Source organism: Morganella psychrotolerans (assembly GCF_001676055.1).
GTDB lineage: Bacteria > Pseudomonadota > Gammaproteobacteria > Enterobacterales > Enterobacteriaceae > Morganella > Morganella psychrotolerans_B.
In genome coordinates, this window is sequence record NZ_LZEX01000045.1 from 177,355 (window position 1) to 195,958 (window position 18,604).

The 18,604-nt window shown below is 50.5% G+C and carries 16 protein-coding genes; 8 read left to right on the plus strand and 8 right to left on the minus strand.

The genetic code is table 11. The features are described from left to right. Positions 1-2: 2 nt before the first annotated feature. The gene (locus tag AYY17_RS19810; RefSeq protein WP_067426704.1) at positions 3-647 is read right to left on the minus strand and encodes a LysE family translocator; all 645 of its coding nucleotides are present in this window, start codon (positions 645-647) and stop codon (positions 3-5) included. A gap of 626 nt (positions 648-1,273) precedes the next feature. Between AYY17_RS19810 and AYY17_RS19820 the strand changes: the two genes are divergently transcribed. The 3 genes from AYY17_RS19820 (at position 1,274) to AYY17_RS19830 (ending at position 3,248) form a co-directional block, all read left to right on the plus strand. Further along, on the plus strand, positions 1,274-2,011 hold the full coding sequence (locus AYY17_RS19820; protein WP_235845438.1) for a FecR domain-containing protein: 738 nt from the start codon (positions 1,274-1,276) through the stop codon (positions 2,009-2,011). 102 nt (positions 2,012-2,113) lie between these two features. After that, entirely contained in the window at positions 2,114-2,455 is a 342-nt protein-coding gene (locus tag AYY17_RS19825) for a tRNA-binding protein (RefSeq protein ID WP_067426710.1), read from the plus strand. A 70-nt stretch (positions 2,456-2,525) separates the two neighbouring features. Next, a complete protein-coding gene (locus AYY17_RS19830; protein ID WP_067426713.1) occupies positions 2,526-3,248 on the plus strand; it encodes a helix-turn-helix transcriptional regulator in 723 nt (240 codons plus the stop codon). 48 nt (positions 3,249-3,296) lie between these two features. On the opposite strand, the gene AYY17_RS19835 is transcribed toward AYY17_RS19830, so the two are convergent. From AYY17_RS19835 to ttrS, 5 genes are all read right to left on the minus strand, one after another. Further along, on the minus strand, positions 3,297-4,820 hold the full coding sequence (locus AYY17_RS19835) for a peptide MFS transporter (protein ID WP_067426717.1): 1,524 nt from the start codon (positions 4,818-4,820) through the stop codon (positions 3,297-3,299). A gap of 412 nt (positions 4,821-5,232) precedes the next feature. After that, a complete protein-coding gene (mdtG, locus tag AYY17_RS19840) occupies positions 5,233-6,447 on the minus strand; it encodes a multidrug efflux MFS transporter MdtG (RefSeq protein ID WP_067426719.1) in 1,215 nt (404 codons plus the stop codon). A gap of 321 nt (positions 6,448-6,768) precedes the next feature. Continuing rightward, entirely contained in the window at positions 6,769-7,710 is a 942-nt protein-coding gene (locus AYY17_RS19845) for a Kdo(2)-lipid IV(A) acyltransferase (RefSeq protein WP_067426722.1), read from the minus strand. Between the two features lie 219 nt (positions 7,711-7,929). Further along, entirely contained in the window at positions 7,930-8,541 is a 612-nt protein-coding gene (gene ttrR, locus AYY17_RS19850) for a tetrathionate respiration response regulator TtrR (RefSeq protein ID WP_067426724.1), read from the minus strand. Continuing rightward, the gene (gene ttrS, locus AYY17_RS19855) at positions 8,532-10,280 is read right to left on the minus strand and encodes a tetrathionate respiration histidine kinase TtrS (protein ID WP_067426727.1); all 1,749 of its coding nucleotides are present in this window, start codon (positions 10,278-10,280) and stop codon (positions 8,532-8,534) included. The genes ttrR and ttrS overlap by 10 nt, the downstream gene beginning before the upstream one ends. A gap of 212 nt (positions 10,281-10,492) precedes the next feature. On the opposite strand from ttrS, the gene ttrB reads away from it, so the two are divergent. Genes ttrB through ttrA form a run of 3 tightly spaced genes read left to right on the plus strand, consistent with a single transcriptional unit; the run spans position 10,493 to position 15,370 of the window. Continuing rightward, positions 10,493-11,233 carry a tetrathionate reductase subunit TtrB gene (ttrB, locus tag AYY17_RS19860; protein WP_067402438.1) on the plus strand — a complete coding sequence of 247 codons (741 nt, stop codon included), beginning with the start codon at positions 10,493-10,495 and terminating at the stop codon, positions 11,231-11,233. Further along, positions 11,233-12,297, plus strand: a complete 1,065-nt coding sequence (gene ttrC / locus AYY17_RS19865) for a tetrathionate reductase subunit TtrC (RefSeq protein ID WP_067426730.1) — start codon at positions 11,233-11,235, stop codon at positions 12,295-12,297. The genes ttrB and ttrC overlap by 1 nt, the downstream gene beginning before the upstream one ends. Then, complete coding sequence (gene ttrA, locus AYY17_RS19870) at positions 12,290-15,370, plus strand: tetrathionate reductase subunit TtrA (RefSeq protein WP_067426732.1); 3,081 nt, start codon at positions 12,290-12,292, stop codon at positions 15,368-15,370. Before ttrC ends, ttrA begins: the two co-directional genes overlap by 8 nt. Before the next feature lie 154 nt (positions 15,371-15,524). Here the strand turns inward: ttrA and bssS are convergent, their stop codons facing one another. Further along, positions 15,525-15,782: a biofilm formation regulator BssS gene (bssS, locus tag AYY17_RS19875; protein ID WP_067426734.1), complete on the minus strand. Its 258-nt coding sequence runs from the start codon at positions 15,780-15,782 to the stop codon at positions 15,525-15,527. Between the two features lie 232 nt (positions 15,783-16,014). Continuing rightward, positions 16,015-17,067 carry a dihydroorotase gene (pyrC, locus tag AYY17_RS19880; protein WP_067426736.1) on the minus strand — a complete coding sequence of 351 codons (1,053 nt, stop codon included), beginning with the start codon at positions 17,065-17,067 and terminating at the stop codon, positions 16,015-16,017. Positions 17,068-17,489: 422 nt separating this feature from the next. Here pyrC and AYY17_RS19885 point away from each other — a divergent pair, with 422 nt between their 5' ends. Continuing rightward, positions 17,490-17,792 carry a helix-turn-helix domain-containing protein gene (locus AYY17_RS19885; RefSeq protein WP_067361432.1) on the plus strand — a complete coding sequence of 101 codons (303 nt, stop codon included), beginning with the start codon at positions 17,490-17,492 and terminating at the stop codon, positions 17,790-17,792. A 138-nt stretch (positions 17,793-17,930) separates the two neighbouring features. After that, positions 17,931-18,347 carry a DcrB-related protein gene (locus AYY17_RS19890; RefSeq protein WP_067426738.1) on the plus strand — a complete coding sequence of 139 codons (417 nt, stop codon included), beginning with the start codon at positions 17,931-17,933 and terminating at the stop codon, positions 18,345-18,347. Positions 18,348-18,604: the final 257 nt, after the last annotated feature.

The window sequence follows — 18,604 nt, forward strand, 5'->3', positions numbered from 1 at the left end:
CTTCAGCGTGCCACCGACGCCAGGCGCAGTCCCAGCGCAATAAAGGTGGTGCCGACCACTCTGTCTATCCAGTAATGTGCTTTCGGGCTGCCTGAAATACGGGCAGCCAGTGTACCGGCAATCAGCGCCAGGGTAAGATCAGTACAGAATCCGAGCAGCGCATAAGTTGCGCCCAGCAACAAAAACGACTCTGCGTAATGGCCGCCGTCTGCGGCAATAAACTGCGGGAAAAAGGCAATAAAAAACAGCAGGACTTTCGGGTTGGTCAGTGTAGTAATAAAGCCACGGATCAGAATCGTTTTTGCTGCCGCTTTCTGAATGATAACCTCTTCATTTTCCCCGGTTTGACCCCGTTTTTTCAGTGTTCCCCAAATCATTTTTGCCCCGAGAAAAGCAAGATACACCGCTCCCAGGTATTTAATCACAGTGAATAAGGTCGGCGAGGCGGCAATAATCGCACCCAGCCCGATAGCACCGGCGATGGCATGCACACTGCTGCCGAGCATCACACCCAGTGCGGACAGTATGCCGGCTTTGCGTCCGTTCGCCAGGCTCTGTCCCAGCACATAGGCAATATCCGGCCCCGGGGTGACGGCAAAAATAAAAACAGACACCAAAAACAGAGGGTAATGGATAATATCCAGCATGAGACAACTCCTTGTGACAAAGGTCAATCTGACATCAACGTTAAATAGTGTCTGACATAATGCCATTAAGTGTAATCGACTGGCAAATGACATTTTTGGTGGTCATTTATACAATAATATTGCAGTGATGAATTGTATAAACTCATTCAATATTTGTAATGAATGAGTACTTCAGGTATCCGCAGGGTTAAAAAAAGAAACAAAATAGTATTACACATAGAAAGAGTGTATCCGGATGGCAGATAGTGTAACAAAACGTAAGGGCGCGGCTCGGTACCGGATAAAGTGTATTATACTCAACAAAAGGTGATATTCCGGTCTCATTTGTTAATTACATGAATTAACAGATGATTTTTTTTATCTTGTTCCTTATGGCTGTATTGAGGCTGACCGCGTGACGATAATGTTATGTTTATTGTAAAAACCGGTTGCCGGGTTTTAATCTCAGAGTGGCGGGCTGATAACTGAGACGAATTATGCATTATGTCTGTGAATGAATGACAGTAACGTACGTGATTCATTGAAATACCTTATCAACGGCGTAAGGTTCCTGATTACCGCCGGACAAAGTAAATGACGCCGGAAATGCGGATTTTAAGCAGCCAACTATCCGCAAGGAGAAATTGTTGAAACATCTATTTTTAAGACCACGGCGCCGCCGTTTTTTAATCATTTTATTGGTTTTTCTGGTGTTCCTCGGGGGATATGCGATGTACAGCGCAACCCGGTTACAGGAAAAAGGTGTGGAAGAGCATTACACACACCGGGGAGAGATTAAACAGTATTCCCTGAAAGACGGTAGTCAGCTGAAGCTGGATACCGAATCCCGTGCGGTGGTGGCGTATGACCATGACAGTCGTGCGGTAAAACTGCTCTCAGGACGCGCCCGGTTTGCTGTCAGTGAAAATCGTGAGGAGCAGCGCCCGTTTCAGGTAACTGCTAACGGAGTAACGGTTGAGTCTGATACCGGGAATTTTGTGGTGGATATCGCCGAAAATAAAGTCTCTGTTTGTCCGCTTGATCAGGTTGTGACCACGCATTTCGGCGGAAAAACAGAAACAGTCGGGCCGGGTCAGCGCCTTGAGATCCTGCCGGAAGGACGGGCAAAAGTCTTTCAGCGTCAGTATACGGATATTGACTGGCTTTCCGGTGCATTAGTGCTGGATAAAGTGCCATTATCACAAGCCATTGAAATGATTAACAGTTATCGCGCTGTTCCCGTGGTTCTGATGAATAATGATAAACAAAATGTGGTGATAGACAGCGTGTTGTATCTTAATCAGATGGATGATGATGTGGAGCGCCTGATGCTCTCACTCGGGCTGACCAGAGAATCATTACCGGGCTCCGAAGCTTACCGCTGATTGCCTGTCTGCCGATAAAGAATGACTGTCCGGCAACAGCGGTTACCGCTGTGCGAAGGTATAATATAAATATTAACCGGCGCACAGCAGGCAGAGAATATAATGACATCAGCAGAGATCGAATGGGCAGATTTTGAAAAAGTGGAAATGCGGGTCGCAACGGTACTGAGTGCGGAGCTGAACCCGAAAGCCAGAAAACCGGCTTATATTTTTACCCTCGATTTCGGGGAATTCGGTATAAAAACCTCAAGTGCACAGGTGACGGTGTTGTATAACGCCGGTGAATTGATTGGCCGTCAGGTTTTGTGTGTCTGTAATTTCGCACCTAAGCGCGTAGCGGGTGTCAAATCAGAAGTCTTAATTACAGGGGCAGCCAATGCAGACGGTGATATTGTCCTTGCCGGATTTACGCTGCCCGTACCCAATGGTCACCGTCTGATATAATCGCGGTTATAACTTGTTCTTTTCTGTAAAATCGGGTCGAATGGGGTGTTCTTATTAAACGGGCACCACCATGCAACGACCGGTTATCTCTTTGCGTACCTATCAGCACGAAACTCTTGAACACAGTCATAATGATATGTGGCAACTGGTGCTGGGCGGCTTTGGTGCAATGGAACTGACGGTCGGTAATGACAGCGGTGTGGTTGAGCAGGGCAGAATGGTGGCGATCCCGCCGGGTGTTCATCATGGTTTTTGCGGCACAGGGCATAACCGCCAGGTGGTGCTTGAGCTGCCGGCAGACAGTTTCTCCCTTCATTATTCTGATTCCCTCTGGTCTGAATTACCGGATGCAACCCGCGCTTATGTGGACTGGCTTATTCGCTATCCGCAGGTAATTGAGCTCCATTCCTTTAGTGCGCAGGGACTGCTGGCGGAACAACTGACCGCACAGTTACAGCCTCCGGGTCAGGATAATCGCTGGCTGCGGACTCTGGATGAATTGCTGAGTGCGCGACCCGACTATCCGTGGACCGTCAGGGAAATGGCAGCAGGCTGTGCGCTTTCTGCCAGTACGCTGCAACGCAGGCTGATGGCGGCGACCGGTAAAACGCCGGGAATGTATCTTACAGAATGGCGTCTGCGGCAGGCAAGGCATCTTATTTGTCACACCACACTGACTCTGCCGGAGATAGCACTGCGCTGCGGATACAGTACTCAATCCTCCCTGACCTGTGCTTTCCGCCGCCGGTATGGTGATACTCCGGCGCGTCTGCGCATAAAATACAGGACATAAAAAAGGGTAAGCCGAAGCTTACCCTTTTCTGTACAGCATTATAGCTAATCAGGCCGCCTGATTATCCGCACTTCGCAACATTTTGCGGACCGGGATTATCAGTACAAACAGCACCGCAGCACAAATAACCAGTGCGACAGAAACGTGTGAGAAGAACGCAGGCATGTTTAACAGCTGATCCGGGCGTACATTACCACCCATGATACCCGCCGCCAGGTTACCCAGCGCACTGGCACAGAACCATAATCCCATCACCTGACCGCGCATTTTCATCGGCGCTAATAACGTCATCGTTGCCAGACCAATCGGGCTTAAACACAGCTCACCCAGGGTCAGCAGCAGGATACTGAATGTCAGCCACAGCGGTGAAACACCGGCGCTGGTTTCAATCACCCGCTCGGATGCCATCATCATGACCACAAAGCCACCCGCAGCAAACAGAACACCGAACATAAACTTGGTGATGCTGCTCAGGTTCATATTGCGGCGGGCAAGTGCCGGCCATAACCAGCTGAACAGCGGTGCCAGCAGAATAATAAACAGGGCGTTAATCGACTGGAACCAGACTGTCGGGATTTCAAAACCCATCATGTTACGGTCAGTGTAGTCTTTCGCAAACAGGTTAAAAGAGGTTGGTTTTTGTTCGAATGCAGACCAGAACAGTGCGGCTGTCACTAACAGAATAAAGCAGACAAATAAGCGGATGCGTTCACTGCGCCCCAGACCTGCAAAGAGAAACAGGTAAATGAAGTACAGAATAACCATCCCGGAGATGAGGTAGACCATGTTGGTGGCAACCAGCAGCGGGTTGAACGGGATAGCACCGGTTGCTATCAGTCCTGCAACAATTGCAATGATTGCAGCTGCCAGACTCACCCACATACCGACATTTTTACGGACAACCGTCGGGCGATCCCAGCTGGAATCCAGACCGACTTCACTGTCATATTTGCGCATCAGCGGCACGGCATAGAAACGGAACACCAGCAGTGCGACTAACATACCCAGGCCACCGATACCAAAGCCCCAGTGCCAGCCGTAGTTAGGAACTAACCAGCCGGATGCCAGCGGGGCAATGAATGACCCCATGTTAATCCCCATATAAAACAGGGAGAAACCACCGTCACGGCGTGTATCTTCTTTTTTGTACAGTGTACCGACCATTACCGTTACGCAGGTTTTGAACAACCCGGTACCGATGACGATAAACAGCAGACCGATAAAGAACAGCTTAGGTGATGAGATAGCGGACAAGGCGATAGCGAGATGCCCGAGTGCGATGATGATCGAACCGTACCAGACAGCCTTTCGCTGACCTAACCAGTTATCAGCCAGCCAGCCGCCCGGTAATGAGGTCAGGTAGATTGCCCCGGCGAAAATACCGACAATGGCAGAGGCCTGTTCACGGGGGATATCCATCCCGCCTTCATAGACGGTGGCTGCCATGAACAAGATAAGTAACGGACGGATCCCGTAGAAAGAGAATCGTTCCCACATCTCAGTGAAGAACAGTGAGCTCAGCGGATAAGGGTGCCCGAAGAAGGTACGGTTATTGTTAGTTTGTGATTGCATCTGTAATTTCCCGAGGGTTTATTACGGAGGATAAACCCAAAAATGAAAAGGATAAACAGTTCCTGTTAACAAAATGATACTTTTGCGTATCAATAAACATCCTGTCTTATTAAAGTATTTTTAACACACTTGTTGTGAATTTTATTCATCTGAAGCACGTTTTCTATTTTATAAACCATTTTTTAGATTAAATGTCGATGAAAATATCATTTCGCAGTACTTATTTTGACAGGATGTGACGGATGCCATTGACAAAAAGTCAGAATTATGAGGCTTTCAATTTATAAAAATAATATATTAAATCAATGGATTACGGATAATCGGTTGTGTAAATATGAAATCTCAGCAACAAATGGCAGGTACGTAAAAATAACAGGATGAAAACAGGGGAGATAAGGGCAAAAACGTGCGGTTAATTTTTTTGTTGGCTGTGGGATTTTATGCACCACCACGAATAAAACAGATTAAACAGTACAACGGCAGCGGTGAAATAAAATACAGAAGAGAAGCCAAACTGCGCCGCAACCCAGGCGCCCATTAACGGACCCGTAACATTTCCCACATCTCTGAGTGCCTGGTTATAGCTGAAAATACGACCGGCAACCTGGTGAGTGATATGATAAATGATCAGTGTCTGTACCGCCGGTAACATGGCTGAGTTTACAGCACCCAGCAGAAAACGCAGTGCGCCGAGTTGCCAGTAATGTGTTACCCAGGCCATGGGAAGGATGACAAACACAGAAAGACCAAGCATCGCCAGCAGCACTTTTTCCGGTCCTATCCGGTCACTGAGTTTACCGAGTCGCGGTGCGGTGATCAGTGCGGCAAGTCCCGGAACAGAGGCGATTAATCCGCTGATAAATGCCAGATTTTCCTGCTGTGCGCCCAGTTCGCGGATATACAGTGTGATCACCGGATTGATAGAGCCGGCGGCAATCTGAATACACATGGTGGTGAAGAACAGGCAAATAATCAGACGGGGATTTTTAATCGTGGCAAAGACCTGTTTTGTGTTCAGTGCATCTTTGCGCGATACCGGGGTAAAATTCTCTCTGACGTAAAACAAGGTGACAAAAAAGCAGATAATCAGCACGGCAGAGGTAATAAAAAAGACCGGACGCAACCCTGTCTGGTCAGCCAGAAATCCGCCGATCAACGGGCCTATCAGCGCCCCGCTGACCGCCCCGGTGGATAAGGTTCCCAGCGCCCAGCCGCTGCGTTTTACCGGCACCTGAGTGGCGATCAGCGCATTCGCATTCGGTATAAAGCCGCCTAGAAGCCCGAGCAGCGCACGCAGGAATAATAACTGCCAGATATTCTGTGCAAAGCCTATCAGCAGCATGACAATACCCATGCCGAGCGCGGATCGCAGCAGCATCAGTTTACGCCCTTTACGATCAGATAATTTCCCCCAGAAAGGGGCGGCAATTGCAGAGAAAAGAAAAGTAATGCTGAATACCGCCCCGGTCCATAAACTCAGCTCACGATGGTCTGTAATACCCATCTGCTCCACATACAGCGGCAGAAAAGGCATAATCAGACTAAATGCGGCGCCGGTTAAGAAACAACCAAACCAGACGACATAGAGGTTTTGTTTCCAGTTACGGTTGGGGGCTTTGTTGAGCATCGTTCTCCTTTACTCTTCATTTACTCTTCATCCTTCAGATTGCAGGGGTGTCAGCTGCGCTCAGTCAGTCGGGTCACTTTACTCTTCATCCTTCAGATTGCAGGGGTGTTGGCCGCGCTCAGCCCGGCGGGTCACATACTGATGTATGCTCCCCGCCGGTCTTCACTTGCCGCCTACCTGCAATCCGAATGATTTTGAGTAAATTTTTATTTGGATAAACCCTTAAAAGCTATCATCCTTCGGGTTGCAGGGATGTTGGCTGCGCTCAGCTGTATGCTCAAAAACAAACACGGCTGTTTCAGGGAAGCAGCCGTGTTTGGATTAATGTACATTGTCCCGGTTATCGTAAAGGGACGGTTCGCCCTCCGGCCGGGTTTTAAAACGCCGGTGTAACCACATATATTGTTCCGGTGCGCGCAGGATCTCTTGTTCCACAATATGATTTATAAAGGTTGCGGCGGCGACTTCATCATTTTCCGGGAAACCGTCCACAGGAGGCTGAACCAGTAACTCATAACCTTTACCACCCGGTAACCGGCGGGGGGTGAACGGGACTAATTCCGCACGTCCGGCTTTGACCAGAACGGATGTTCCGGTAATTGTGGCGGCTTTTTCAACAGCAAAGAACGGGGCAAAAACGCTCTTATGCGGGCCATAGTCATGATCCGGGGCGTACCAGAGAATATCTCCCTGACGCAGGGCGCGTACCATTCCTTTGACATCTTTGCGGTCGATCATGGATTTATTTGAGCGCATGCGCCCGATAGTCTGTATCCGGTCTATCACCGGGTTATCATTCGGACGGTAAACACCTACGCCCGGGCTCATAATGCCAATCATCCGCGCGCCGAGTTCCAGGGTGAGAAAATGAATACCGATGACAATGACGCCTTTGCCTGAATCCTGCACCTTATTAATATGCTCAAAGCCATCGACCCGGAACCAGCGCTTTATCCGCCAGTCCGGCCAGAACCATGCCATGCCGGTTTCAAACAGCGCCATGCCGACCGATTCAAAATTAGCAATAACCATGGCTTTGCGTTTTGCCTCAGGCATATCAGGAAAACACAGTTGCAGATTACGATCCGCAATCGCGGTGCGGCTTTTCAGAAAGCACATCGACAGGCGCCCCAGCCACGTACCCAACCGGTAAATAACCGGATAGGGCAACAAAACCAGAACATACAGTACCCCCAGACCAAACCAGGTAAGCCAGTAACGGGGATGTAACAATGCGCGTTTAAACTCAGGTGCTGTAATCATCGTCAGAAATCGTTGTCAGAGGCATCAAAAAGATGCTGGTAAATGATGTTTACTGTCATACTTCCCGTCATATTTGCGAATGCTGTTGACTGCGCACAGCCTGCCGGGGTCACATAAGCCCCCGTCGGTCTTCCCTGGTTGTATCTTCCTTTTTTGCTGCCTGCATTGCGAATTATTCAGGATATAACAATAGCTTATATGCTGTATTTTCCGGTAATATCAATTGTCTGTCACGCAACTATCACCGGCGTTGATAGTATTCAGTTGTGTCACCAGTTCCGCGAGGCTGCCTGCTGCCATTTTTTCCATCACTTTTGCGCGGTGAACCTCGACTGTGCGTACCGCGACGTGTGCGACATCAGCTATTTCACGGTTCATCAGCCCCTGAGCCACAAATCCGGCAATCTGGCGCTCTTTCGGAGTCAGGGTCAGAAAGCGTGCGTGGATTGCTCTGTCAGCCACCGCCTTTTCCGTAACCGCTGCGGCGAGTGTCAGCGCGGCCTGTAACGGCTGTGTGGCTACCGGTTTTTGCAGAAAATCCACCGCCCCCAGTTTCATTTGCTCTACCGCCATCGGCAGGTCGCCGTGTCCGGTGAGAAAGATAACCGCGAGTGTGCTGTGCTGCTCGCGGAGTAGCTGGTGAACCCGGCAACCGTCCGGGTCCGGCATCCTCATATCCAGTAATACAATACCGTAAGTATGCAGTGGTGCCTGTGCAATAAATGTCCGGCTGTCATTCCAGATACTGACATCATAGCCTAGGCTTTCCAGTAAAAACTGACACGCCTGTGTCACGGCGATATCATCATCAACCAGGTGAATTACGGGCATGATGGCTCCTCTGTCAATCGGGTAAAGATAAGGGTAACACATAAGCCGGGCTGTTCATCTGCGCCGATATAATTTTCCATATGAATATCTCCGCCCTGACTGCGCATCAGCCGCTGGCAGATAACCAACCCCAGACCCAGACCGGCTGAACGGGTTGACCGGAACGGCGAGAAGGGTTGTGCCAGCCGGCTTTCATCCATACCGCCGCCGTTATCCTGAACCACCAGCAACTGCCCGTTGGGTGTGAGGTGATGTGTGACACGGATGCTGTCCGCACCCGCCTGCAAACTGTTACTCAGCAGGTTTGACAGTAGCTGGTCGAGCAGCGTGGGCGGCAGATGTAACAGTACATCCGGCGCAACGGTATTGTGTAATACGGCAGACGGATAATGTTCATTTACTCTTAACAGCGCCCATAACTGATCCAGTGTGTCTGCCACGTATTGTGCAACGGGGGCGCTTTCCGGTGTGACGGGGCTGTTACCTGCCCATTGGCGCAGATTACGGATAATATTTGCGCCGCGCTCAGCCTGATTTTCAATTTGCGACATTACAGGAAGTAACGGATGTTCCGGGTCCTGGCGTTGCAGGCGGATTTGCGATCCCTGTGCATAATGACGGATAGCTGACAGAGGCTGATTCAGTTCATGCGCGAAGCCGGATGCCATTTCGCCCAGTACACTGAGTTGCTGCGCTTTTTCCAGATCCTGTGCCTGCTGCTGTAATTGTGAGTGTGCAGTTTCCAGTTGCCGGGTGCGGCGGCGGATCTGAAACGCAATCCAGATATGATTAATACCCAGCAGCAGAAAGACCAGCGCCACTGTGCCGATAAGCCAGCTGTTTTTTTTGCCCCAACTGATAATGTCCTGCCAGAACCGGCGCTGCTGCGGATGCTGATTAACCTCTCTGAGCAAATTCTCCACCTGGCGCGTGGAGGATGGCGCACCCCAGCGCATTTCATTTTCTCCGTGGCTGTTGATCAGCACACGGGTGACATCATCCGCCAGTTCATCCGGTACATCACTGCCTGCGGCAAATGACCAGTTCGGATATAACTCACTGCTGCTCCAGCAGGGAACCGCGCTTTCCCGTTGGAGCAGCGGGCGGAAATCATCCTGGTGAATAAGACCTTCGCTGTTCATTGATTCAATCAGACACACCGGCACAATCACGCCCTGAACGGCATTGTCGCGCAGCAGATAGAGCAGGGCATCTGCCGGAAATCCGGAGAATTGCAGATGGTAATCACGCGGCGGATCAAGACCCATATCCCGTAATGCTTTGTAGCCTAATAAATAGCCGCCAAAAGCATCAGGGGCAATAGCACCGACTTTTTTACCGGTCAGATCAGACGGTGTGTGGTACGGACTGTCTTTGCGCACCAGCAACACACTGCCGACAACATTACGGGTGGCGTTGTCAGGCTCAAAGGTTGAACGCAGAGAAACCAGCCAGCGCAGGGGGAAGTTGCTGTCCAACTGGATAAATTGCGCCGGATTGGTGAGAACGAACTGAACTTCATTATTATGCAGCGCTTCGCGCATCTGACTGAGTGTCAGCGGCAGCAGGGTAAAGTGCTCGCCGGGCAGGGCGCGGTTCAGCTGTTCGGTCAGCGGCGCCCAGAAATGGCGCGTCGGCGCATCACCCCGCAGTGCCAGCACACCGATTGTCCACTGTGCGGCAAAAGAGAGAGAGGAAAAAAATAAGAGTCCGGTTAACAGCCCGATGCGTACAGCCATCTCACATTGCGTCCTGAGTCGTTATCTTAAGATAAATCTGTTGTTTCAGATCAAGGTATCACCGGTTATGTGGTTAACCACAATAGGGTGTTTCTCCGGCAATTTTTACAATCAACATAATGACATATCCCTTTACTCAGCACACGTTTATTCCTTTTTGGCTGAGTTTGAATATTAAGCGCAATGAAGTTTGAAAGACACTGGAGAGCAGTATGGATCTTGGCAAACGAAAATTTCTGCAAAATCTGGGAGTCCTGACCGCCGGGGCTTCACTGGTTCCGATGGCGGAAGCCGGTATGCATTTTTCACCGACCCGTCGTGAAGGTGACCCGTCAAAACGTTACGCAATGCTGATTGATTTACGTCGCTGTGTCGGCTGTCAGTCATGTACCGTCAGTTGTTCCGTAGAAAATCAGAGCCCGCAGGGGCAATTCCGCACATCCGTCAGTCAGTATCAGATCCAGATCCGCAATGAGGATGCCGCAACAACTAACGTCCTGCTGCCGCGTCTGTGTAATCACTGTGATAACCCGCCATGTGTGCCGGTGTGTCCGGTTCAGGCGACATTCCAGCGTGAAGATGGAATTGTGGTGGTGGATAATACCCGCTGCGTGGGCTGCGCGTATTGTGTGCAGGCCTGTCCGTACGATGCCCGCTTTATTAACCACAGTACACAAACTGCAGATAAGTGCACATTCTGTACTCATCGACTGGAAGCCGGGCTGTTACCTGCCTGCGTGGAATCCTGTGTCGGCGGCGCGCGTATCATCGGCGATTTAAAAGATCCGTCCAGCACGATAAGCAAAATGCTGCATGAACACGAAGCCGCAATCAAAGTTCTGAAACCGGAAAGCGGCACATTACCACAGGTGTTTTATCTGGGGCTGGATGATGCCTTTGTCCAGCCGCTGGAAAATCGCGGTCAGCCCGCATTATGGCAGGAGATCCACTGATGATTGAACAGACAATGTTAATTCAGGAAGTGCTGGCCCGCCCGCAGGAAATTACCTGGCTGCCGTGGGCGGTGCAATACTTCTTTATGATAGGGATAGCCGCCTGTGCCGCGCTTTATGCCTGCTGGCAGCGCTGGCGTGGTGATAAACGCGATGCCCGGCTCGAAATGCTGGCGGTGTTTATCAGTATCACATTAGGTATTGCCGCACCGCTGGCTCTGACCGCTGATCTGCATCAGACCGCCCGTGTCTGGCATTTTTATGCCTATCCGACACCTTGGTCGTGGATGCCGTGGGGCGCGGTATTCCTGCCTGCATTCACCGGCTGTATCGGTTTGTATTTTCTGGCGCTGGTGGCGGATAAAATATGGGGTAAACAATTTAAACTGACCCGCTGGGTGGCACTCGGCAGTGCGGCATTTGCTATCGGACTGCTGCTGTATACAGGACGCGAAGTGTCTGTTGTCCGCGCTCATCCGATCTGGTTCAGTTACTGGATCCCGGTACTGTTGTTTTTCAGTGCATTACAGGCATTACCGGCTCTGATGATGCTGGGTGCGCGCCGCGAGCCGCAGTATCAGGCACAGCTTGCCCGTTTACAGATAGTGTCATTGCTGCTGCTGGCCGTGAGTATGGGATTTTGGATAGCAGGAGATACTATTTCCGGTGCCGCTATTCGCGCACAACTGAGTTTCGGCAGTACCGGCTGGACACTGGCAATGGGTGAAGTCGTGTTGTGGATTGCCCTGATGGTGCTGGCGGTGCGTCTTCTGACCGGTCATCGTTCAGTCGCCTATATCACCGTTCATGCACTGCTGACCATGCTGCTTACCTGGTCGCTGCGCTGGATGCTGCTGATGAGTGTGCAGACCTTACCGAAATACAATGTTATGCATAACCCGTACAGCCTGCCGATGGGCACAGACGGTATCCAGGCGATTATCGGCACTGTTGGCTTGTGGATAGCCCTGGTCATTATATTCCGTGAAGGGATCCGCTGGGTAAATAATAAAGTACAGAATAAACAAAATATTACGCAGGACGGGGGTGTACAGCATGGCTAAGTCAACAAGACGTCAGTGGTTAAAAGCAGGTTTGGCGGTCGGCGGGCTGGTGGCTTTCGGGATCAGTTACCGTGATGTGGCAAAGCGCGCCATTGACGGGCTGATGAACGGTACATCCGGCAAAGTGACCCTCCATCGTATCAATGGTAATTCACTGATCCCTGAAGGAAGTGCCTTAAAGGGCTGGCAGGCGGATAGCAACCAGGCTGTATCCATGACGCAGTGTTTCGGTTGCTGGACCCAGTGCGGGATCCGCGCCCGTGTTGACCGTGAAACCAATCAGGTTATCCGCATTGCCGGGAACCCGTATCACCCGCTGTCTCATGACCATCACATTGCGTATAACACCCCGCTGGCAGATGCCCTGAAAAATATGGGCGGCGAAAGCGGGCTGGAAGGGCGTTCTACCGCCTGCGCCCGTGGTGCAACTCTGATGGAAGGGCTGGACAGCCCGCTGCGTATCCTGGAGCCGATGAAGCGTGTTGGTAAGCGTGGCGAAGGAAAATGGCAGCGTATCAGTTATGAACAACTGATGCAGGAAGTCATTGAAGGCGGTGATCTGTTTGGTGAAGGGCATGTGGATGGCTTACGGGCGATCCGCGACCTGGATACCCTGATTGACCCGGCGCAGCCTGCGCTTGGCCCGGTGGCAAATCAGCTGCTGGTGACCAATGCCGGGGATGACGGGCGCGATACCTTTATCCGCCGCTTTGCCCAGAATGCATTCGGCAGTAAAAACTTCGGGGCGCACGGCTCTTACTGCGGGCTGGCGTATCGTGCCGGCTCCGGCGCACTGATGAACGACCTTGATAAAAATGCCCACGTCAAACCGGACTGGGATTATGTCAAATTTGCGCTTTTCCTCGGTACATCACCGGCACAATCGGGTAACCCGTTTAAGCGCCAGGGTCGCCAGCTGGCGAATGCCCGTATCCGTGACAGCTTTAATTATGCCGTTGTGTCACCGGCGCTGCCGCTGACCACAACACTGGCAAACGATCACGGACACTGGATCCCGATTGAGCCGGGCACGGATTCCGCGCTGGTCATGGGGATGATCCGCGTGATGATTGAAAATAATCTTCACAATGCAGACTATTTATCTGTACCGGGCGAAGCGGCGATGACGCGGGTCGGCGAAAGCAGCTGGACCAATGCCACGCATCTGGTTATCACCGATGATAAACACCCGCTTGCCGGACAGCATCTGACTGCGCAAGCCCTGAACGGTGTGGTGTCAGAAGAGCCGGTGTATCTGGTTCTTAATGAGCAGAACACCCTGGTTCCGGCGGCAGAGTGTGACCACGCTGTACTTTATGTCAATCAGCCGGTAACACTGGCAGACGGCACAACAGTTACTGTAAAAAGCAGTTTCCTGCTGCTGAAAGAAGCGGCTCAGCGTTTCACCCTGGCGGAATACACTGCCCGCTGCGGCGTGCCGGAAGAGACCATTACAGGACTGGCAAAAGCGCTGACATCCTACGGGCGTAAAGCTGCGGTGATTTCACACGGCGGTATGATGTCCGGTAACGGATTCTATAATGCCTGGGCGGTGATCATGCTCAATGCGCTGATCGGCAACATGAACCTGAAAGGCGGTGTGTCGGTCGGCGGGGGCAAATTTAATGGTGCCAATGACGGTCCGTGCTACAAAATGGACAGTTTCCCGGGCAAAGTGAAGCCGAAAGGCATGAACCTGGCGCGCAGCAAATCAGTCTATGAAAAGTCAGATGAATACAAAAACAAAGTGGCCGCAGGTCAGAGCCCGTATCCGGCAAAAGCGCCGTGGTATCCGCTGGCAGCCGGTCAGTTAACGGAGCAGCTCGGCTCAGCACTGGAAGGATATCCGCATAAACTGAAAGCCTGGATAACCAATATGACCAACCCGCTGTATGGCATTGCGGGTATTCGTCAGGTTATGGAAGATAAACTGAAAGACCCGGCACATCTGCCGCTGATCATCGGCATTGATGCTTTTATGAATGAAACTACTGCACTGGCAGACTATATTGTGCCGGATACGCATAACTTTGAGAGCTGGGGATTCAGTGCGCCATGGTCCGGTGTTCAGACCAAAGCTACCACCGCGCGCTGGCCGGTTGTTGAACCGCGCGTGGCAAAAACCGCAGACGGGCAGCCAATCTCAATGGAATCTTTCTGTATTTCAGTTGCGAAAGCCCTGAATTTACCGGGATTTGGTGATAATGCGATTGCAGATAATGACGGCAATACTTATCCGCTCAATACCGCTGAAGATTATTACCTGCGCGTGGCAGCCAATACTGCATTCATGGGTGAGAAACCGGGACCGGAAGCCAAAGCGGCTGATATTAAACTCTCGGGCGTCGATCGCATTATGCCCGCCATGCAGCGTACACTGAAAGCGGATGAAATCAGCCGTGTGGCATATCTCTACAGTCGCGGCGGGCGTTTTGCGCCGTATGAAAAAGGCTGGGATGGTGAGAAAACCGGGCCGCAGTGGAAGCAACCGTTGCAAATCTGGAATGCGGAAGTCGCACAAAACCGTCATGCGATCACCGGTGAACGATTCAGCGGCTGTCCGACTTACTATCCGCCGCGTTTATCAGACGGCAGCGATATCAATAAAGTATATCCGGTTGATGCCTGGCCGCTGAAATTGATGTCGTTTAAATCCCATGTAATGAGCAGTTCGACCACGATGATCGAACGTCTGCACCATGTGAAACCGTGCAATATGGTGGCACTGAACCCGGCGGACGGCGAGAAATTCGGTGTACAGCACGGTGACTGGGTGCGCATCACCACTCCGGGCGGCAGTGCGCAGGCGCAGGTCAGTTTACTGACAGGTGTAATGCCCGGCGTGGTCGCGATTGAACATGGTTACGGACATCATGAGATGGGCGCGCGTCAGCACTATCTGGACGGTGAAGCGATGGCGATGGACAAACGCATTGCTTCGGGGATCAATATCAACGACCTGGGCTTTGCTGACCCGACAAGACAGGTCAGCAATACCTGGCTTGACTGGGTAACGGGTGCTTCCGTCCGTCAGGGATTACCGGCAAAAGTGGAACGGATTTCTGCTGCCTGATAAATATTATCTGCCTCAACCCAACATATAATAATAAATATATCGTGACACAATACCTCTGACCACCTTCGGGTGGTCTTTTTTTTGTGGCAGAAAAACAGCACAAAAAACAAAGGACACCCTGTTGGTGTCCCCCTTAGATCATTTTGCTGTGTCAGTGCTTAATATTATCAGAACGGTTGCAATATTCGCCGGATTCTATTTTATCAATTCCGGCCTGAAGGATAGAAATCAACTGGCGGGCAACATCGGTTGTCAGCCACATCGTTTTATCGGTTTCTGCATGTTCAGGGGCCTGGGATTGGTCCCTGAGATAATGCAGGCGCAACATCATTGCATCATAACTGTCGACTGTACTGATATCCCATCCGATCACGGGGTGGGTTTGAATGACCGCTTTCTTATCGTCCATTGGTACCTCCTAATCATAATGCAAGATGATAATATCTGTGACTAAGAGCTAACGTCCCGTTAACAACGGGTTTTACCAGTATAGGGCTTTTTAACAAAGTAAACAGAGGGGGAGGGACTATAATTGTGCGGAAAACAGCAAATTCGTCTTTTTTTGATATAAGAGTAGTGCAATAACGCGTTTTTCACCTTATTGCACTGATAAGTTAGATATTCATACTAAGTAAATCGGCTTACTTACAAATATTAACACGCCAGCGGGCATCGGTGCCGGCCAGGAAAGGGACCAGTGCATCTTCTGCTTCACCAATGGTTTCAGGAACGATTGTTTCCTCCCGCGTTAATTCAATAAACCCGTCATTTACCGGCAAGCCGTAAAATGCCGGTCCGTTGAGTGAACAGAAGGCTTCAAAATGTGCCAGTGCGCCCAGTTCCTCAAAGACGGTGGCATAAGCAGCGAGGGCGTTTGGTGCATTAAAAACACCGGCACAGCCGCAGGATGACTCTTTCCGGTGGCGTACGTGTGGTGCGCTGTCTGTTCCGAAGAAGAAACGCGGAGAGCCGCCTGCCACCGCCTGACGCAGCGCTTCCTGATGAATATTACGTTTGAGCACCGGCAGACAATACAGGTGCGGATGAATACCGCCAACCAGCATATGGTTACGGTTAAACATCAGATGCTGCGGGGTCAGTGTTGCGGCAACATTATCATCCCCGTCAAGAACATACTGAGCGGCCTCTTTGGTGGTGATGTGCTCAAACACCACCTTCAGTGCCGGAAAATCACGACGCAGCGGGATCATCACCTGCTCAATAAAGCGCGCTTCGCGGTCAAAAATATCAATATCTGCCTGTGTCACTTCACCATGAACCAACAGCGGCATACCGGTGCGCGACATCATCTCCAGAACCGGATAAATGTTTCTGACATCAGAGACACCGTGCGCGGAATTAGTCGTCGCATTTGCCGGATAAAGCTTACAGGCGGTAAACACCCCTTCACAAAAACCACGTTCAATTTCAGCAGCATCTGCACCATCAGTCAGGTAACAGGTCATCAGCGGGGTAAAATGGTGTCCATCCGGGACAGCGGCCAGAATACGCTCACGGTACGCTATGGCGGCATCAACTGTGGTGACCGGCGGAGCCAGATTCGGCATCACAATGGCGCGGCCGAAAAACTCACTGGTATAAGGCACAACAGTGTTGAGCATAGCACCATCACGGAAATGAATATGCCAGTCGTCAGGGCGGCGGATTTTCAGGGAAGATATTGGATGAGTCATTGAACCGGCTCCGAAATAAGTATAAGGATAACCTGATGGCGGGTGCCATAAGCCGGAGAAGGATAATAAAACGAAATGCAGGCAAATACTATCCTCTTATTCATTCAGGCTGCAGGTTCCGGCCTGTACCCTGAATGACATTGGAAATAGGTTAATTTGATTTTTGCGTTACACGCCATAAATCGGTTTATCTGTTACTGAAAATCGCCCGTCTTATCTGAATACAGATTCTGTTTGTTACCGTTGCGCCATATAGCCTGGCTGCGATTGTTATAAGATCCTCATTATTGCTTTACACCTATATTGCTTTACAGCGATATAGCTTATAATCTATATTAGTGAGGATGCACTGTGTGGACGATTGCGCAGGCAGACCGTGAGTTCACTGACTGGCTGAATGCACTAAAGAACAGGAGGTAAAGATGGGGAAATCACTGGAGCAACTGCTTGCGGATGAAACACCTGAAGTGGTCGCTGATGCAAAAGCGATGGCAACAGAGATATTGCTTAATATCCACCTTGCCCAATTACGGGAGCGGGTACAAAAAACCCAGGTGGAAATGGCGCAGGCACTGGGAATCAAGCAACCGACGGTTGCCGGAATGGAAAAACCGGGGCGTGATCTGAAATTATCGACGCTCAGACGCTATGTTGATGCGATAGGTGGCAAACTAAATATTGATATTGAACTGCCGGATGGTTCACATCATACATTTATAGTGTGAAAAATGAGGGATTTACTAATAGATCGGGACAGAAACGCAGGGTAAATTAATACAGGATAATGATATGACATTGTCCTGACGGGAACGGAACAGCAACAAAGAAATATCCCGTCATTACATTAAAAACAAGGAGTTACTATGAATTATCATTGTCAGGAAGGCGCATTTTCTCTGCCGACTTCAGATTATCTGGACAGCAGCGCTCATATTCTGAAATTTCCGTCTCTGGATGCCACATTGACACTCACCCGTGACCAGCTGCCGCAAGGGCTGACTGTCACGGAGTATCTTTGCGCACAAATCACACAATTACAACAGAACATGACGCTTCACGGGCTGACAGAGTACACGCCATTTCATACTGTTGAACAGATAGCCGGTATCGAATTTTATTGTGAGCCGGAGCAGCAGGGGATGCATCTCTATCAGTATGTTGCCGCTTATGATTTGACCAGTACGCTACTGGTTATGACCTATTGCCAGATCCGTCCGTTTACAGAGGCGGATTTACAGCACTGGCAGACACTGAAACTGAACTTTGCCCGCAGACCATAAAGGGCAGGCAACAACAAACCACGGTTTAAAACAGATATCTGTCAGGCAGAAAAGCAAAAAGCCCGCTCATTGAGCGGGCTTTAAAAGTTGGCTCTCTGACTGGGATCGCCTTTGCCAGTAACTAGCTAATAAAGAAGATAAATCTAAAATTCCTTCCTGTCAAGACCACCAAAATGACCACCTTTAAGGCATTCGACTGGGATGATGTGCCATAGAACAGTCATTCTCGAGACTTAGTTACTACAAACATGGAAACA